This window comes from Nakamurella sp. GG22, assembly GCF_052976845.2.
Window position 1 is genome coordinate 360410 of the sequence record NZ_JBRIIO020000003.1, and the last position, 17091, is coordinate 377500.

Genomic DNA, 17091 nt, shown 5'->3' on the forward strand with positions numbered 1-17091 from the left:
TCAGGTCGCCGCCGAAAGCGCTCGGTCGTTGAGACCGATCGTCACGCTCGGGCCCGCGCTCGCGCGACTCCCACCGCGCATCGCCGCGAGCTGCACCGCGGTCAGGCCCGTCGCTGCGGGAGCGGTCACCATGAGAGGCGGCGCGGTCGTCCCGGCGCGGCGGGCGCTCGTCGCGACGCGGCCACTCCTTGCGCTGCGGTGGTTCCCGGTCGAATGACCGAGGCGCAGTGGCCGCCGGTCGGTCTCGGTCAGGCCGGTCACGGTACGGGCGGTCGGACGATCGTTCCCGATCGGTTCGAGGACGATCCCAGTTGGATGGACGCTGGTTCTCGTCGCGTGGGCGATCGCGGTAGGGACGATCGCCGGGCGGCCGGGATCCCTCGCGGTGTGACCGATCTCCTGCCCCACGGTCACGGTACGACGAGCCGCCGTCCCGGCCAGAGCCTTGGTCGCCGCTTCGATCAGAAGTGCTTCGATCAGAACCGCTTCGATCAGGACCGCTTCGATCGGAACTCCGCCGGTCGGAGCCGGGGCGATCGGGGCTGGTCCGGTCAAAGCCGGGCCGATCCCGGTAGGGACGATCGCCGTCCCGCGGCGACCGCTCACCGTACGAACGGTTTTCATCTCGTCGCGGACGCTCGGAGTACGGCGGCCGTCCTTCGCCGCGCGGGCGGTCCCCGCCGGCGTTGCCGTATGGACGCTCACCCTCACGTCGGGGCCGATACGAGTAAGGACGGTCGCCCTCACGCCGCGGACGATCGGAGTAGGGACGCTCACCGTCACGTCGCGGCCGATCGGCCGGCGGTCGCCCTGCATCCGTTCGGTTGCTCTCGTACCGTGCCCGATCAGAGCTTGTTCGATCACCGTCACGACCCTGGCGATCCGCATACGGCCGATCGCCATCACGACGCGGTCGGTCCCCATACGGCCGATCACGATCGCCACGGGGGCGATCAGCGTACGGCCGGTCACCATCCCGACGGGGACGATCCGCGTACGGCCGATCACCGGTTGGACGGTCCGCGCCGGAACGGTTTTCGTCAAGGGCGCCGCGGTCGGTCCTGTCGTCACGGCGCGGACGCGCATACGGGCTGTCCGCTCCGGGCCGCGTGCTGTAGGGCGCTGAGGTGTCGCTGCGCGGACGATCCCTGCCGGTGCGGTCGTCGTCGCGGCGTGGATTTACTGCGCCACCCGATGTGCGGGATTGCCAGGACGATCCGCCGCGGTGCTCGGAGTCGCCGGAGCGGCCTGACGACTGACCACCGGAATGCCCGGTTGAGCGGTCGCCAAAAGACCCGCCGCGGGATCCGCGTGGGTCTTCACCTTGGGAACGATCTCTGTTGCCGCCGGATCGCGCATCGCGTTCAGTCCGCGGCGGGCGTCCGCTCTTCGACCGGGCCTGATCCGGCGGACCGTCCTGCCGAGCCGGCCGATGATGTCCACCGGACCCGCGGGAAGCGCCCTCGTCGGCCGGTCGATCGTCACTCATGAGTTCTCGCGAAACAACAACATCATCAAATCCGCTTCTTCTTGGAAATGCAAAAAAACCAGAGGAGGTCACCCGCGTGAATTCGCGTGTGACCTCCTCTGGGAATGGTGTCCGGCGGTGTCCTACTCTCCCACACCGTGGCCGGTGCAGTACCATCGGCGCTGAAGGGCTTAGCTTCCGGGTTCGGTATGGGTCCGGGCGTTTCCCCTTCGCTATGGCCGCCGTAACTCTATGGAATTATCAACACATTCCCCACGACTCTGGCTGGAGAAGACGTGGGCTGGTTGTTGTTCCAGAACCGCACAGTGGACGCGTAGCATTTTTGTGGTAAGTCCTCGGCCTATTAGTACCGGTCAGCTCTAACACCTTACGGTGCTTCCACTTCCGGCCTATCAACCCGGTGGTCTAGCCGGGGGCCTTACCCCACTTAAGGGTGGGAGTCCTCATCTTGGAACAGGCTTCCCGCTTAGATGCTTTCAGCGGTTATCCCTTCCGAACGTAGCCAACCAGCCGTGCTCCTGGTGGAACAACTGGCACACCAGAGGTTCGTCCGTCCCGGTCCTCTCGTACTAGGGACAGCCTTCCTCAAGACTCCTGCGCGCGCGGCGGATAGGGACCGAACTGTCTCACGACGTTCTAAACCCAGCTCGCGTGCCGCTTTAATGGGCGAACAGCCCAACCCTTGGGACCTACTCCAGCCCCAGGATGCGACGAGCCGACATCGAGGTGCCAAACCATGCCGTCGATATGGACTCTTGGGCAAGATCAGCCTGTTATCCCCGGGGTACCTTTTATCCGTTGAGCGACGCCCATTCCACAATGTGGCGCCGGATCACTAGTCCCGACTTTCGTCCCTGCTCGAGATGTCCCTCTCACAGTCAAGCTCCCTTGTGCACTTACACTCGAAACCTGATTGCCAACCAGGCTGAGGGAACCTTTGGGCGCCTCCGTTACTCTTTAGGAGGCAACCGCCCCAGTTAAACTACCCACCAGGCACTGTCCCTGATCCAGATCATGGACCTAAGTTAGATATCCAGTACGACCAGAGTGGTATTTCAACGTTGACTCCACAATTACTGGCGTAATCGCTTCACAGTCTCCCACCTATCCTACACAAGTCGAACCGAACACCAATACCAAGCTATAGTAAAGGTCCCGGGGTCTTTCCGTCCTGCCGCGCGTAACGAGCATCTTTACTCGTACTGCAATTTCGCCGAGCCTATGGTTGAGACAGTAGAGAAGTCGTTACGCCATTCGTGCAGGTCGGAACTTACCCGACAAGGAATTTCGCTACCTTAGGATGGTTATAGTTACCACCGCCGTTTACTGGGGCTTAAATTCTCAGCTTCACCACCGAAGTGATTAACCGGTCCTCTTAACCTTCCAGCACCGGGCAGGCGTCAGTCCATATACATCGTCTTGCGACTTCGCATGGACCTGTGTTTTTAGTAAACAGTCGCTTCTCCCTGGTCTCTGCGACCAAAACATGCTAGCCCGCAAGGGGCTTCACACACCTCGGTCCCCCTTCTCCCGAAGTTACGGGGGTATTTTGCCGAGTTCCTTAACCATAGTTCGCTCGATCACCTTGGTATTCTCTACCTGACCACCTGTGTCGGTTTGGGGTACGGGCCGCTCGAAGCTCGCTAGAGGCTTTTCTCGACAGCATAGGATCACTCTGCTTCGCCTCAATCGGCTATGCGTCAGGTCTCAGATCAACATCCCGGCGGATTTGCCTACCGGAACTACCTACACCCTTACACCAGTATTACCACTGACTGGCGGAGCTACCTTCCTGTGTCACCCCATCGCTTGACTACTACCGGATCGGGTCACGCGCTCGCCGCCGGCTCCCCGAAGGGATCCATTGGTCCGGGCGTTTAGCATCACCGGGTTCGACATGGGCGCTTCTTCGCGGGTACGGGAATATCAACCCGTTGTCCATCGACTACGCCTGTCGGCCTCGCCTTAGGTCCCGACTCACCCTGGGCGGATTAACCTGGCCCAGGAACCCTTGGTCATTCGGTGGGGGAGTTTCTCACTCCCCATTCGCTACTCATGCCTGCATTCTCACTCGTGTAGGGTCCACGGCTGGATCACTCCGCCGCTTCACTCCCCACACGACGCTCCCCTACCCATCCATGCACCTGGACCACAAAGGCCTAGCTATACGCATGAATGCCGCGGTTTCGGCGGTGTGCTTGAGCCCCGCTACATTGTCGGCGCGGAACCACTTGACCAGTGAGCTATTACGCACTCTTTAAAGGGTGGCTGCTTCTAAGCCAACCTCCTGGTTGTCTGGGCGACTCCACATCCTTTCCCACTTAGCACACGCTTAGGGGCCTTAACCGGCGATCTGGGCTGTTTCCCTTTCGACTATGAAGCTTAGCCCCCACAGTCTCACTGCCACGCTCTCACTGACCGGCATTCGGAGTTTGGTTGATTTCGGTAAGCTTGTGGGCCCCCTAGACCATCCAGTGCTCTACCTCCAGTCAGAAACACGTGACGCTGCACCTAAATGCATTTCGGGGAGAACCAGCTATCACGAAGTTTGATTGGCCTTTCACCCCTACCCACAGCTCATCCCCCAGGTTTTCAACCCTGGTGGGTTCGGACCTCCACGACGTCTTACCGTCGCTTCATCCTGGCCATGGGTAGATCACTTCGCTTCGGGTCTAGAGCATGCGACTCAACCGCCCTATTCGGACTCGCTTTCGCTACGGCTTCCCCACACGGGTTAACCTCGCCACATACCACTAACTCGCAGGCTCATTCTTCAAAAGGCACGCCGTCACCTCACCACAAGGGCTCAGCTCCGACGGATTGTAAGCACACGGTTTCAGGTACTATTTCACTCCCCTCCCGGGGTACTTTTCACCTTTCCCTCACGGTACTAGTCCGCTATCGGTCACCAGGTAGTATTTAGGCTTAGCGGGTGGTCCCGCCAGATTCACAGCGAATTTCACGGGCTCGCTGCTACTTGGGATATATCGAAGGGAGAACAGAAGTTTTCGTCTACGGGGCTATCACCCGCTACGGCTGGTTTTTCCAATGCCATTCGACTAACCACTGTTTTTCTTACTCCCCGCCAGGGCGGCAGCCCCGACAACAACATTCCCACGACCCCGACCACGCAACCCCTGCCGGGTATCACGCGTGACCGGTTTAGCCTGATCCGCTTTCGCTCGCCACTACTCACGGAATCACGGTTGTTTTCTACTCCTGTGGGTACTGAGATGTTTCACTTCCCCACGTTCCCTCCACACACCCTATATATTCAGGCGCGGGTAACACGACATGACTCGTGCTGGGTTTCCCCATTCGGAAATCCTCGGATCACAGCTCGGTTGACAGCTCCCCGAGGCTTATCGCAGCCTCCTACGTCCTTCATCGGCTCCTGGTGCCTAGGCATCCACCGTGTGCTCTTAAAAACTTAGCCACAAAGATGCTCGCGTCCACTGTGCAGTTCTCAAACAACAACCCGAACACCAACCCCACACCACCACTTACCCAACAAGGGCAGTTTGGCGGCAGGCCGGCCCGGAGAAAGAAACACGCTCAAGGATGTCGAAACACCCCATCGCCCGTCCTCTCAGGACCCAACAGCGTACCTACGATTCCTCGCCCACCAACGGCCCGTTCCAACTCACCCCAACAAAGGAATGGACCACCACCACCCCAAAGGGCAGCAGCAGTCACGTCGTACTAAACACCACTGATCAACGATCGACCGAACTAGTCAGCGTTCCACCCATGAGCTCCACCGCAGAACGGACGTCTACGCGTGGGCCTGAACCCTCAATGCACCTTCGCGCCTGTGTAAACAGCAGACACAACCAATGCGGGCCAGTTGCTCCTTAGAAAGGAGGTGATCCAGCCGCACCTTCCGGTACGGCTACCTTGTTACGACTTCGTCCCAATCGCCGATCCCACCTTCGACGGCTCCCTCCCCACAAGGGGGTTAGGCCACCGGCTTCGGGTGTTACCGACTTTCGTGACGTGACGGGCGGTGTGTACAAGGCCCGGGAACGTATTCACCGCAGCGTTGCTGATCTGCGATTACTAGCGACTCCGACTTCATGGGGTCGAGTTGCAGACCCCAATCCGAACTGAGACCGGCTTTTTGGGATTCGCTCCACCTCGCGGTTTCGCAGCCCTTTGTACCGGCCATTGTAGCATGCGTGAAGCCCAAGACATAAGGGGCATGATGATTTGACGTCATCCCCACCTTCCTCCGAGTTGACCCCGGCAGTCTCTTATGAGTCCCCGCCATAACGCGCTGGCAACATAAGACAAGGGTTGCGCTCGTTGCGGGACTTAACCCAACATCTCACGACACGAGCTGACGACAACCATGCACCACCTGTGCACGGACCTTGCGGGGGAACCATCTCTGGAACTTTCCCGTGCATGTCAAGCCTTGGTAAGGTTCTTCGCGTTGCATCGAATTAATCCGCATGCTCCGCCGCTTGTGCGGGCCCCCGTCAATTCCTTTGAGTTTTAGCCTTGCGGCCGTACTCCCCAGGCGGGGCGCTTAATGCGTTAGCTGCGGCACGGAGGTCGTGGAAGGACCCCCACACCTAGCGCCCAACGTTTACGGCGTGGACTACCAGGGTATCTAATCCTGTTCGCTCCCCACGCTTTCGCTCCTCAGCGTCAGTATCGGCCCAGAGTCCCGCCTTCGCCACCGGTGTTCCTCCTGATATCTGCGCATTTCACCGCTACACCAGGAATTCCAGACTCCCCTACCGAACTCTAGTCTGCCCGTATCGAATGCAGGCCCGGGGTTGAGCCCCGGGTTTTCACATTCGACGCGACAGACCGCCTACGAGCTCTTTACGCCCAATAATTCCGGACAACGCTTGCACCCTACGTATTACCGCGGCTGCTGGCACGTAGTTGGCCGGTGCTTCTTCTGCTCCTACCGTCACTCTCGCTTCGTCAGAGCTGAAAGAGGTTTACAACCCGAAGGCCGTCATCCCTCACGCGGCGTCGCTGCGTCAGGCTTTCGCCCATTGCGCAATATTCCCCACTGCTGCCTCCCGTAGGAGTCTGGGCCGTGTCTCAGTCCCAGTGTGGCCGGTCGCCCTCTCAGGCCGGCTACCCGTCGTCGCCTTGGTAGGCCATTACCCCACCAACAAGCTGATAGGCCGCGGGCCCATCCCCAGCCGAAAAACTTTCAACAACCACCCATGCGGACAGAAGTTGATATCCAGTATTAGCACCGGTTTCCCGGTGTTATCCCAGAGCTGAGGGCAGGTTGCCCACGTGTTACTCACCCGTTCGCCACTCGAGTACCCGCAAGCGGGCCTTTCCGTTCGACTTGCATGTGTTAAGCACGCCGCCAGCGTTCGTCCTGAGCCAGGATCAAACTCTCCATTGAATGCATATAGACAGACCCCGAAGGGCCACTGTCAACAAAATGAAGAAACACCCAACCCCCACCCCAAAAGGCAAGAATCAGGCGCGATCACAGTCCCAAACACGAGCAAACGCTCGCAAATTTGAAACAACAAAAACAATCAGTCCAGCACCAGGACAAGCCCACCACCACAAAGGCAGCAAACAACCCCAGCACCAAACAAACGGCACTGACTTTCGGTACGCTGTTGAGTTCTCAAAGAACGGACACACACCCGCCGCAGCCTTCCGACCACCTTGGGGGCAACCCTGTAAACACTACCCGGTCCGATTCGCAGTGTCAACTGCCTGGCCCGGTCCCCGTACCGCTGCCCTGACGGGCGCGCAGTGGCTCACTCCTTGCGGAGGACCTACTGGGGATTGTCGCTTCCCCGGCCCGATGGGACCGTAGCGGCGCGACTTGGAGAAGGTTACGGACACCGGCTCGCGAATGTCAAACCGCCTGCCGGCCGGTCGATGTCGCGCCCCGGTCCGCCGGCGGCGCGGTCAAATCGGGCGGCGGCGTCGTCAACCGCGCTCGTCAGGACGTGGGCGCGGCCCACGCCGGCGCCGATCGCCGGGCGCTGCAAGAGGTGGCGCGGGTAACGGGTGGTGCCGCAGCCCGACGCTGCTCAGGAGGTAGGCGCGGCCGCGTCCCCGCTCGGGAAGACCGGCGGCAGCGGCCCGGTCGGCTGGTAGGCCATCGCGGTCGCCAGGTCTGTTCCGCGGATCGATCCGTCCGAGTGGTAGGCCAGTCCCCATTCATCGATGAACGACAGGTCGGGGAAGACGCACAACGCCACGACGACGTCATCCGGGTCGCTCTTGGCCACCCATCCCCCGCCGGCCGCACTGATGCCGCCGAAGGTGGAGGATCCGCCGAGCTCCTTGCTGCAGTATCCGGTCGCTGGATTGGCTCCGCCCGTGGTCGACGGAAGCGGCACCTTCGACAGGTACGCCAGGGCGGCGAGGGTGGGGACCGGCGAGGACAGCGTCGTCAGGTCCACGTAGATCCGCGACTTCGCCTCGTCGTCGGACTGGAAGCGGCACATCGTCGTCGACCCGGCGAGCGTCACCCAGTCCGCCTCGTCACCGTTGGTGCCCCAATAAGCGTCCCTGGTCTGCACCTCCCCGCCCTTCGAGGTGCAGTACTCCGCCTGTTCGGCCGGGGTCGGGCCGGACGCGGTCGACGACGGGCCGGCAGAGCCGGTGGAGCTGGGGCGAGCGGACAATGCGGACGCCACTGAGCCCGGCGAGCCGGGTGCTGCAGATGATGAAACGGCCGGACTCAGGGCAGCCGGGCTCGAGGCGGCCGGGGTGGAGGACGTGCTCTGCCCGCCATTGCTGCTGGTCCCGCACGCGGCGGCGAGGATCAGGACTGCGGAGGTCACCAGGACCATCGGTCGTCTCGTCATGCCGGCCCGCCTCGCGAAGTGGTGTGCGCACGCCGGCGATGCGACCGGCTGGGCAAGATCATCGCACGCGCCATCACTGTCCGCTTAGCAACTGTGACGTTCTGTAGCGGGTGCACCGCTTGACCTTGCGGACTACAGAAACGGCCTGTGGGTGAGCACGGTTCGCGCTCACCCACAGGCCGCGTACGCGCTGGCCGATCCGCGGATCAGGACACAGAGCAGATCGGTCAGCCCAGGACGTAGGTACCGGGTCCGTCGGCGAGCACCGGGTGATTGGTGCTGCCCATGGGGGGCGGATCGACCAGGTCGCCGGAGTTGGCCTCCGACCAGACGGCCCAGTCGTCCCACCACGAGCCGGCGTGCCGCTCGGCGATGGAGCGCCATTCCGCCGCGGACGTCGGAAGGGCGTCATCCGTGTCGCTGACCATGTGCCAGGCCTTCGGACCGGGCGGACTGACGATGCCGGCGATGTGCCCGCCGCTACCCAGCACGAAACGGACCGGGCCGGACACCAGACCGACGGTCTTGTAGGCCGCCTCCCAGGGCACGATGTGGTCGTTGATCGCGCTCACGACGTACATCGGATGCTTGATGACGCTCAGATCGATGGTCGCGCCGGCGATCTGCAGCTCGCCCGCGGCGAGCCTGTTCTGCACATAGAAGTTCCGCAGGTAGAACGCGTGCATCGCGGCCGGCATCCGGGTGCTGTCGGCGTTCCAGGCGAGGATGTCGAACGCGGGCGGCGGCTGGCCCATCAGCCAGTTCGACACCACGTAGTTGAAGATCAGGTCGTTGGCCCGCAGGATGTCGAACGTCCCTGCCATCGTCTCGCCCTCGAGTGCGCCGGCCTTGCGCATCTTCCGCTCCAGCCGCTCCACCGTGCTCATGTCGGTGAAGGCGCCGAGCGCACCGGGCTCGGAGTAGTCGAGCATCGTGTTGAGCAGGGTGACGGTGCCGATCCGGCTGTCGCCCTCCTGCGTCAGGTACGCGGCGGTGATTGCCGTCATCGCACCACCGAGGCACAAGCCGACGATGTCGATCGTGTCGGCACCGGTGATCTCCTCGACCACGTCGAGTGCGATCTGCGGACCGTTGACCAGGTAGTCGTCCATCGTCGTGCGCGACATGTCGGCGGACGGGTTCTTGTAGCTGATTGCGAAGACGGTGTGGCCATGCTGGACGGCCCACTCGATGAAGCTCCGGCCAGGTGCGAGATCCATGATGTAGTACTTGTTGATCCACGGCGGGCTGCACAGGATCGGGTGCGCGTGGACCTTCTCGGTCTGCGCCTCGTACTGCAGCAGCTGCATCAGGTCGTTCTGGTAGACGACCTTGGACGGCGTGCACGCCAGGTTGCGTCCGACCTCGAACCCGCTGCTGTCCACCTGGCGCGGCTTGCCGCCGTTGTTCACCAGGTCCTCGACGAAGCTCTTGGCACCCTTGAGCAGGCTCATGCCGCCGGTGTCGAAGGCGCGCTGCAGGGCGGCCGGGTTGCCGGGCAGGAAGTTGGTGGGAGACGCGGCGTCGACGAGCAGTTCCAGCATCATCTGGGCCTTGCGGCCGGCATCGGCCTCGATCTCGGCGGATCCGACGACTTCCCGGGCTGCCTTGGCCGCAGCCAGGTAGGCGAGCCGGATCGAGTAGTACGCAGGGTTCGACTCCCAGGCCGGGGCGGCGAACCGGCGGTCCTTGGGATCGACCTCGACCGGCGGCGTGATGTCCTTGCCCAACCACTTGGCGCCCGCGACGACCGGAATCTTCGCCAGATCGGTGGCGAGCCGGACGGCGCTCTTCACCGGCACGACCGGGTGCGTGACGGCCGATCCGAGCGCCTTGCTCAGCGCGGCGCTGAAACCGGCGGCATCGAGGTCCTCGAAGATCGCCGATTCGGGGCCGAGGACTCCGGCCGCACGCTCGGCAACGTCACGCAATGATTCGGGTAGTTCCGGAGCCATCTATCTTCTCCTCGCCTCGGCGGAATGTGTCGTGCGATCACCGGTCGGCCGGGATCGGATCTGAGGTGAACCTTGCCACGGACGGACTCGTGGCGGTGCATCCGTCCCGCTCAGCGGTGAGAAGTACCGCAGCCTGCTGTCCTCATCCACCGGCCGCAGCGTGGCCTGCACCCTTGGCGAGTTCGACGAGCCCGCGGACCGCGAGCGCATATCCGTGAGTGCCGAAGCCGACGACGATTCCGGCCGCCACCGGCGAGACGACGGAATGCTGCCGGAACTCCTCACGGGCGTGGATGTTCGAGATGTGGACTTCGACCACGGGCAACACCACGCCCTCGATCGCGTCGCGGATGGCGTACGAGTAGTGGGAATGAGCACCGGGGTTGTAGACCGCGCCGATCGACCGACCGGCCTTCACCTCCGGGCCGAGCGCGTGGATCCAGTCGATCAGCTCACCCTCATGGTTGGACTGCCGGAAATGGAGTTCGAATCCCAATTCGGAAGCCGTTTTCCTGCATGACGTCTCGACGTCGGCGAGTGTCGAGCTGCCGTACACCTCGGGCCGGCGGGTGCCGAGCAGGTTGAGGTTCGGGCCGTTCAGCACGGTGATCGAGGTCATGGCTGCTTCTCCGAAAGAGTCTGTGTCAGCGGTGAGTGACGGCAATCCCGCGGGCGCCCGGCCGGGTATTCCGACGACCGTTGCGCCACGCGGGATCGGACACCGATCAGCTCTTGAGCTGCTTGCTCAACGCCGAGAAGAACACCTCGGAGGTTTCCCTGACGAAGTTGGCGTGCGTCGTGGCCAGGGTGGTCGCCCAATCGAGGCCGGTGCCCTTGGCGGCCTGCTCCTCGAGGTCGAGCATGTTCTTCAGGACCTTCTCGTAGCCTTCGAGCCAGGCCAGCCCGTTCTCCTTGGCCTGCGCAGCGACCTGGTCGCTGAGATCTTTGACCCGCTTGGCGGCGGCTTCCAGATCCGGACTGACGTCGGGCATGGTCATACGAGGACTCCTCTCGTCGTACTTCGCTGCTCGGCGGGCGCCGAGACGGCTTCATTCTGTTGCAGCGGTCGCGGCTTGGATAGCGACCATGTAGTTGGTCACAGAACCCGACCGGCGGCTCAGGCGTAGCGGAACACGAGGTCCGCCACACAGCACGGCTTCTTCTCACCCTCGACCTCGTAGGTCAGCCGGTACACCGCCTCGGCGCCGGCGGCATCCGGCCCGATGGGTGTCACCTCGAGGAGATGGACGTGCATACGGAGCCTGCTGCCGACCCGCAGCGGGGCGGGGAACCGGACCTTGTTGAGCCCGTAGTTGAGCACGACATCGAATCCGCTGACGGTGCAGACCTCCCACAGGAGCCCGGTGGCCAGGCCGAGCGTGAGGAATCCGTGCTGGACGGTGCACCCGAACGGTCCGGTCTTGGCTCGCTCCGGATCGACATGGATCCACTGCTCGTCGCGCGTCAGCCGGGCGAACGTGGTGATGTCCTGCTGCTGAACGGTGCGCCAACCGCTCACGCCGAGATCGGTTCCGAGACGTTCCCCCAGGCCGGCCAGCCCTTGGATCTCGAGCGGTGCACTGGGAGAGCCCTCCAGGGGTACGGCGCCGGCCGGCACGCTCACTGTTTCGGTCATATCGCTGTCCTTCGTCGTGCATTCGGGTGTGTGACCGCATCGCCCTCGCGACCTACCCGCGCCGCCGAGTCAAGCATCAGCGGGCAGTGGCCGCTGATCGAGTCGGTCAACCTCGCAGCGCCCCGCTGCGGAAATGCCGCGGCGGCGGGTGGAGTATCAGATGGTCAGGATGTCCGCGACATCCAACGGCTGGTCGCTGGTACTGAACCATTCGTACACACCGTCCGGTCGCACGCGCCGCTCGACCAGTCCCGAGTACCGCAGATAGGCGATGTGCGCGAACATCTCGTTGATCGCGAGCTCGCGCTGGTGCGGCGTCATACCCGGGGCCACCAGCCGATCGGTCAGCTGTCCCACCGTGCTGGGCGCGTCGAGGATCACCCGGCGGATCCGGTCGAGCCGGCGCACCTTGTTGCGCATGATGGAGTCGATGCGGCCGGTGACGTTGCCGAACGCTTCCCCGTGCCCGGGCAGCACCAGCGCAGGTTGCAGGGCGCGGACGTCACGCAGTGACTGCAGGTAGCTCCGCATCGGGTCGATGTCCGAACCCCGTTCGAAGGTGACCGGCGGGGTGACACCCGGCAGCAGGTGGTCACCGGAGATGACCACCCCGCGGGACTTCGACCACAGACAAATGTGTCCCAGTGAATGGCCCGGCGTGTAGACGACCTCCCACAGATCACCGCCGATCGACACCTGCTCGCCCCCGCGCAGCCGGGTTGTCGCCTCGACCACCGAATGCAGGTGAGGCAACCACCGGGTCAGGTGTCCGCCGAGTTGCACCTGGTCCGCCTCGGCGATGCCGTGATCGGCATAGGTGTCGCGATGCCGGATCCGCGTGGTCTCGGGATGCCGGTAGTTCTCGCAATCCCGATCGGTGAGCGAATGCATCCACAGTTCAGCACCGCTCTGCTCGACAAGGGCGCCGGCCATGCCGTAGTGGTCGATGTGCGCATGGGTGATCATCATCCGGTTGACGTCCGCGACCGTATACCCGGCTTCCGCCAGACCGGAGGTGACGGCGTCCATCCCGCCGTCGGGCAGATCCGAGTGCCAGACCCCGCAGTCGACGACAGTCGCACGGTCGCCATCGGCGAGCACATACATGTTGACGGTTCCCACCGGCCCCGACTCGACGGGCAGACGGACCTGGGTGATGCCGGCCAACGGGTCGCCCGAGTTCGTCATTGCGCCATCATTTCACCCGTGCCAAGAACGCAGAAAAGGGGACCTTCGAATGAAGGTCCCCTTTTCTGGGAATGGTGTCCGGCGGTGTCCTACTCTCCCACACCGTGGCCGGTGCAGTACCATCGGCGCTGAAGGGCTTAGCTTCCGGGTTCGGTATGGGTCCGGGCGTTTCCCCTTCGCTATGGCCGCCGTAACTCTATGGAATTATCAACACATTCCCCACGACTCTGGCTGGAGAAGACGTGGGCTGGTTGTTGTTCCAGAACCGCACAGTGGACGCGTAGCATTTTTGTGGTAAGTCCTCGGCCTATTAGTACCGGTCAGCTCTAACACCTTACGGTGCTTCCACTTCCGGCCTATCAACCCGGTGGTCTAGCCGGGGGCCTTACCCCACTTAAGGGTGGGAGTCCTCATCTTGGAACAGGCTTCCCGCTTAGATGCTTTCAGCGGTTATCCCTTCCGAACGTAGCCAACCAGCCGTGCTCCTGGTGGAACAACTGGCACACCAGAGGTTCGTCCGTCCCGGTCCTCTCGTACTAGGGACAGCCTTCCTCAAGACTCCTGCGCGCGCGGCGGATAGGGACCGAACTGTCTCACGACGTTCTAAACCCAGCTCGCGTGCCGCTTTAATGGGCGAACAGCCCAACCCTTGGGACCTACTCCAGCCCCAGGATGCGACGAGCCGACATCGAGGTGCCAAACCATGCCGTCGATATGGACTCTTGGGCAAGATCAGCCTGTTATCCCCGGGGTACCTTTTATCCGTTGAGCGACGCCCATTCCACAATGTGGCGCCGGATCACTAGTCCCGACTTTCGTCCCTGCTCGAGATGTCCCTCTCACAGTCAAGCTCCCTTGTGCACTTACACTCGAAACCTGATTGCCAACCAGGCTGAGGGAACCTTTGGGCGCCTCCGTTACTCTTTAGGAGGCAACCGCCCCAGTTAAACTACCCACCAGGCACTGTCCCTGATCCAGATCATGGACCTAAGTTAGATATCCAGTACGACCAGAGTGGTATTTCAACGTTGACTCCACAATTACTGGCGTAATCGCTTCACAGTCTCCCACCTATCCTACACAAGTCGAACCGAACACCAATACCAAGCTATAGTAAAGGTCCCGGGGTCTTTCCGTCCTGCCGCGCGTAACGAGCATCTTTACTCGTACTGCAATTTCGCCGAGCCTATGGTTGAGACAGTAGAGAAGTCGTTACGCCATTCGTGCAGGTCGGAACTTACCCGACAAGGAATTTCGCTACCTTAGGATGGTTATAGTTACCACCGCCGTTTACTGGGGCTTAAATTCTCAGCTTCACCACCGAAGTGATTAACCGGTCCTCTTAACCTTCCAGCACCGGGCAGGCGTCAGTCCATATACATCGTCTTGCGACTTCGCATGGACCTGTGTTTTTAGTAAACAGTCGCTTCTCCCTGGTCTCTGCGACCAAAACATGCTAGCCCGCAAGGGGCTTCACACACCTCGGTCCCCCTTCTCCCGAAGTTACGGGGGTATTTTGCCGAGTTCCTTAACCATAGTTCGCTCGATCACCTTGGTATTCTCTACCTGACCACCTGTGTCGGTTTGGGGTACGGGCCGCTCGAAGCTCGCTAGAGGCTTTTCTCGACAGCATAGGATCACTCTGCTTCGCCTCAATCGGCTATGCGTCAGGTCTCAGATCAACATCCCGGCGGATTTGCCTACCGGAACTACCTACACCCTTACACCAGTATTACCACTGACTGGCGGAGCTACCTTCCTGTGTCACCCCATCGCTTGACTACTACCGGATCGGGTCACGCGCTCGCCGCCGGCTCCCCGAAGGGATCCATTGGTCCGGGCGTTTAGCATCACCGGGTTCGACATGGGCGCTTCTTCGCGGGTACGGGAATATCAACCCGTTGTCCATCGACTACGCCTGTCGGCCTCGCCTTAGGTCCCGACTCACCCTGGGCGGATTAACCTGGCCCAGGAACCCTTGGTCATTCGGTGGGGGAGTTTCTCACTCCCCATTCGCTACTCATGCCTGCATTCTCACTCGTGTAGGGTCCACGGCTGGATCACTCCGCCGCTTCACTCCCCACACGACGCTCCCCTACCCATCCATGCACCTGGACCACAAAGGCCTAGCTATACGCATGAATGCCGCGGTTTCGGCGGTGTGCTTGAGCCCCGCTACATTGTCGGCGCGGAACCACTTGACCAGTGAGCTATTACGCACTCTTTAAAGGGTGGCTGCTTCTAAGCCAACCTCCTGGTTGTCTGGGCGACTCCACATCCTTTCCCACTTAGCACACGCTTAGGGGCCTTAACCGGCGATCTGGGCTGTTTCCCTTTCGACTATGAAGCTTAGCCCCCACAGTCTCACTGCCACGCTCTCACTGACCGGCATTCGGAGTTTGGTTGATTTCGGTAAGCTTGTGGGCCCCCTAGACCATCCAGTGCTCTACCTCCAGTCAGAAACACGTGACGCTGCACCTAAATGCATTTCGGGGAGAACCAGCTATCACGAAGTTTGATTGGCCTTTCACCCCTACCCACAGCTCATCCCCCAGGTTTTCAACCCTGGTGGGTTCGGACCTCCACGACGTCTTACCGTCGCTTCATCCTGGCCATGGGTAGATCACTTCGCTTCGGGTCTAGAGCATGCGACTCAACCGCCCTATTCGGACTCGCTTTCGCTACGGCTTCCCCACACGGGTTAACCTCGCCACATACCACTAACTCGCAGGCTCATTCTTCAAAAGGCACGCCGTCACCTCACCACAAGGGCTCAGCTCCGACGGATTGTAAGCACACGGTTTCAGGTACTATTTCACTCCCCTCCCGGGGTACTTTTCACCTTTCCCTCACGGTACTAGTCCGCTATCGGTCACCAGGTAGTATTTAGGCTTAGCGGGTGGTCCCGCCAGATTCACAGCGAATTTCACGGGCTCGCTGCTACTTGGGATATATCGAAGGGAGAACAGAAGTTTTCGTCTACGGGGCTATCACCCGCTACGGCTGGTTTTTCCAATGCCATTCGACTAACCACTGTTTTTCTTACTCCCCGCCAGGGCGGCAGCCCCGACAACAACATTCCCACGACCCCGACCACGCAACCCCTGCCGGGTATCACGCGTGACCGGTTTAGCCTGATCCGCTTTCGCTCGCCACTACTCACGGAATCACGGTTGTTTTCTACTCCTGTGGGTACTGAGATGTTTCACTTCCCCACGTTCCCTCCACACACCCTATATATTCAGGCGCGGGTAACACGACATGACTCGTGCTGGGTTTCCCCATTCGGAAATCCTCGGATCACAGCTCGGTTGACAGCTCCCCGAGGCTTATCGCAGCCTCCTACGTCCTTCATCGGCTCCTGGTGCCTAGGCATCCACCGTGTGCTCTTAAAAACTTAGCCACAAAGATGCTCGCGTCCACTGTGCAGTTCTCAAACAACAACCCGAACACCAACCCCACACCACCACTTACCCAACAAGGGCAGTTTGGCGGCAGGCCGGCCCGGAGAAAGAAACACGCTCAAGGATGTCGAAACACCCCATCGCCCGTCCTCTCAGGACCCAACAGCGTACCTACGATTCCTCGCCCACCAACGGCCCGTTCCAACTCACCCCAACAAAGGAATGGACCACCACCACCCCAAAGGGCAGCAGCAGTCACGTCGTACTAAACACCACTGATCAACGATCGACCGAACTAGTCAGCGTTCCACCCATGAGCTCCACCGCAGAACGGACGTCTACGCGTGGGCCTGAACCCTCAATGCACCTTCGCGCCTGTGTAAACAGCAGACACAACCAATGCGGGCCAGTTGCTCCTTAGAAAGGAGGTGATCCAGCCGCACCTTCCGGTACGGCTACCTTGTTACGACTTCGTCCCAATCGCCGATCCCACCTTCGACGGCTCCCTCCCCACAAGGGGGTTAGGCCACCGGCTTCGGGTGTTACCGACTTTCGTGACGTGACGGGCGGTGTGTACAAGGCCCGGGAACGTATTCACCGCAGCGTT

At 61.5% G+C, this 17091-nt stretch carries 8 protein-coding genes and 6 rRNA genes (1 of these 14 running past the window's edge); all 14 read right to left on the reverse strand.

The features are described 5' to 3' along the window. Entirely contained in the window at positions 1 to 1008 is a 1008-nt protein-coding gene (locus tag ACVBEQ_RS05875; protein WP_447152472.1) for a hypothetical protein, read from the reverse strand. Between the two features lie 171 nt (positions 1009 to 1179). Then, positions 1180 to 1485, reverse strand: coding sequence for a hypothetical protein (locus tag ACVBEQ_RS05880; RefSeq protein WP_447152473.1), 306 nt, complete (start codon positions 1483 to 1485; stop codon positions 1180 to 1182). A 113-nt stretch (positions 1486 to 1598) separates the two neighbouring features. After that, positions 1599 to 1715 (reverse strand): 5S ribosomal RNA (gene rrf, locus ACVBEQ_RS05885). A 97-nt stretch (positions 1716 to 1812) separates the two neighbouring features. Beyond that, positions 1813 to 4925 (reverse strand): 23S ribosomal RNA (locus tag ACVBEQ_RS05890). Positions 4926 to 5347: 422 nt separating this feature from the next. Beyond that, positions 5348 to 6869: ribosomal RNA gene (locus tag ACVBEQ_RS05895) — 16S ribosomal RNA — on the reverse strand. Together the 16S, 23S and 5S rRNA genes form the textbook arrangement of a ribosomal RNA operon. Before the next feature lie 649 nt (positions 6870 to 7518). Further along, a complete protein-coding gene (locus ACVBEQ_RS05900) occupies positions 7519 to 8301 on the reverse strand; it encodes a hypothetical protein (RefSeq protein ID WP_447152474.1) in 783 nt (260 codons plus the stop codon). Positions 8302 to 8528: 227 nt separating this feature from the next. Continuing rightward, positions 8529 to 10256: a PHA/PHB synthase family protein gene (locus ACVBEQ_RS05905; protein ID WP_447152475.1), complete on the reverse strand. Its 1728-nt coding sequence runs from the start codon at positions 10254 to 10256 to the stop codon at positions 8529 to 8531. A 142-nt stretch (positions 10257 to 10398) separates the two neighbouring features. Continuing rightward, positions 10399 to 10875, reverse strand: coding sequence for a type II 3-dehydroquinate dehydratase (gene aroQ, locus ACVBEQ_RS05910; protein ID WP_447152476.1), 477 nt, complete (start codon positions 10873 to 10875; stop codon positions 10399 to 10401). Between the two features lie 106 nt (positions 10876 to 10981). Beyond that, positions 10982 to 11254, reverse strand: a complete 273-nt coding sequence (locus ACVBEQ_RS05915; protein ID WP_447152477.1) for a hypothetical protein — start codon at positions 11252 to 11254, stop codon at positions 10982 to 10984. Between the two features lie 119 nt (positions 11255 to 11373). Beyond that, a complete protein-coding gene (locus ACVBEQ_RS05920; RefSeq protein ID WP_447152478.1) occupies positions 11374 to 11892 on the reverse strand; it encodes a MaoC family dehydratase in 519 nt (172 codons plus the stop codon). 156 nt (positions 11893 to 12048) lie between these two features. Beyond that, complete coding sequence (locus ACVBEQ_RS05925) at positions 12049 to 13080, reverse strand: MBL fold metallo-hydrolase (RefSeq protein ID WP_447152479.1); 1032 nt, start codon at positions 13078 to 13080, stop codon at positions 12049 to 12051. Between the two features lie 76 nt (positions 13081 to 13156). After that, positions 13157 to 13273, reverse strand: a 5S ribosomal RNA gene (rrf, locus tag ACVBEQ_RS05930). Positions 13274 to 13370: 97 nt separating this feature from the next. Beyond that, positions 13371 to 16483 (reverse strand): 23S ribosomal RNA (locus ACVBEQ_RS05935). 422 nt (positions 16484 to 16905) lie between these two features. Continuing rightward, positions 16906 to 17091: ribosomal RNA gene (locus ACVBEQ_RS05940) — 16S ribosomal RNA — on the reverse strand (it continues 1336 nt past the right edge of the window).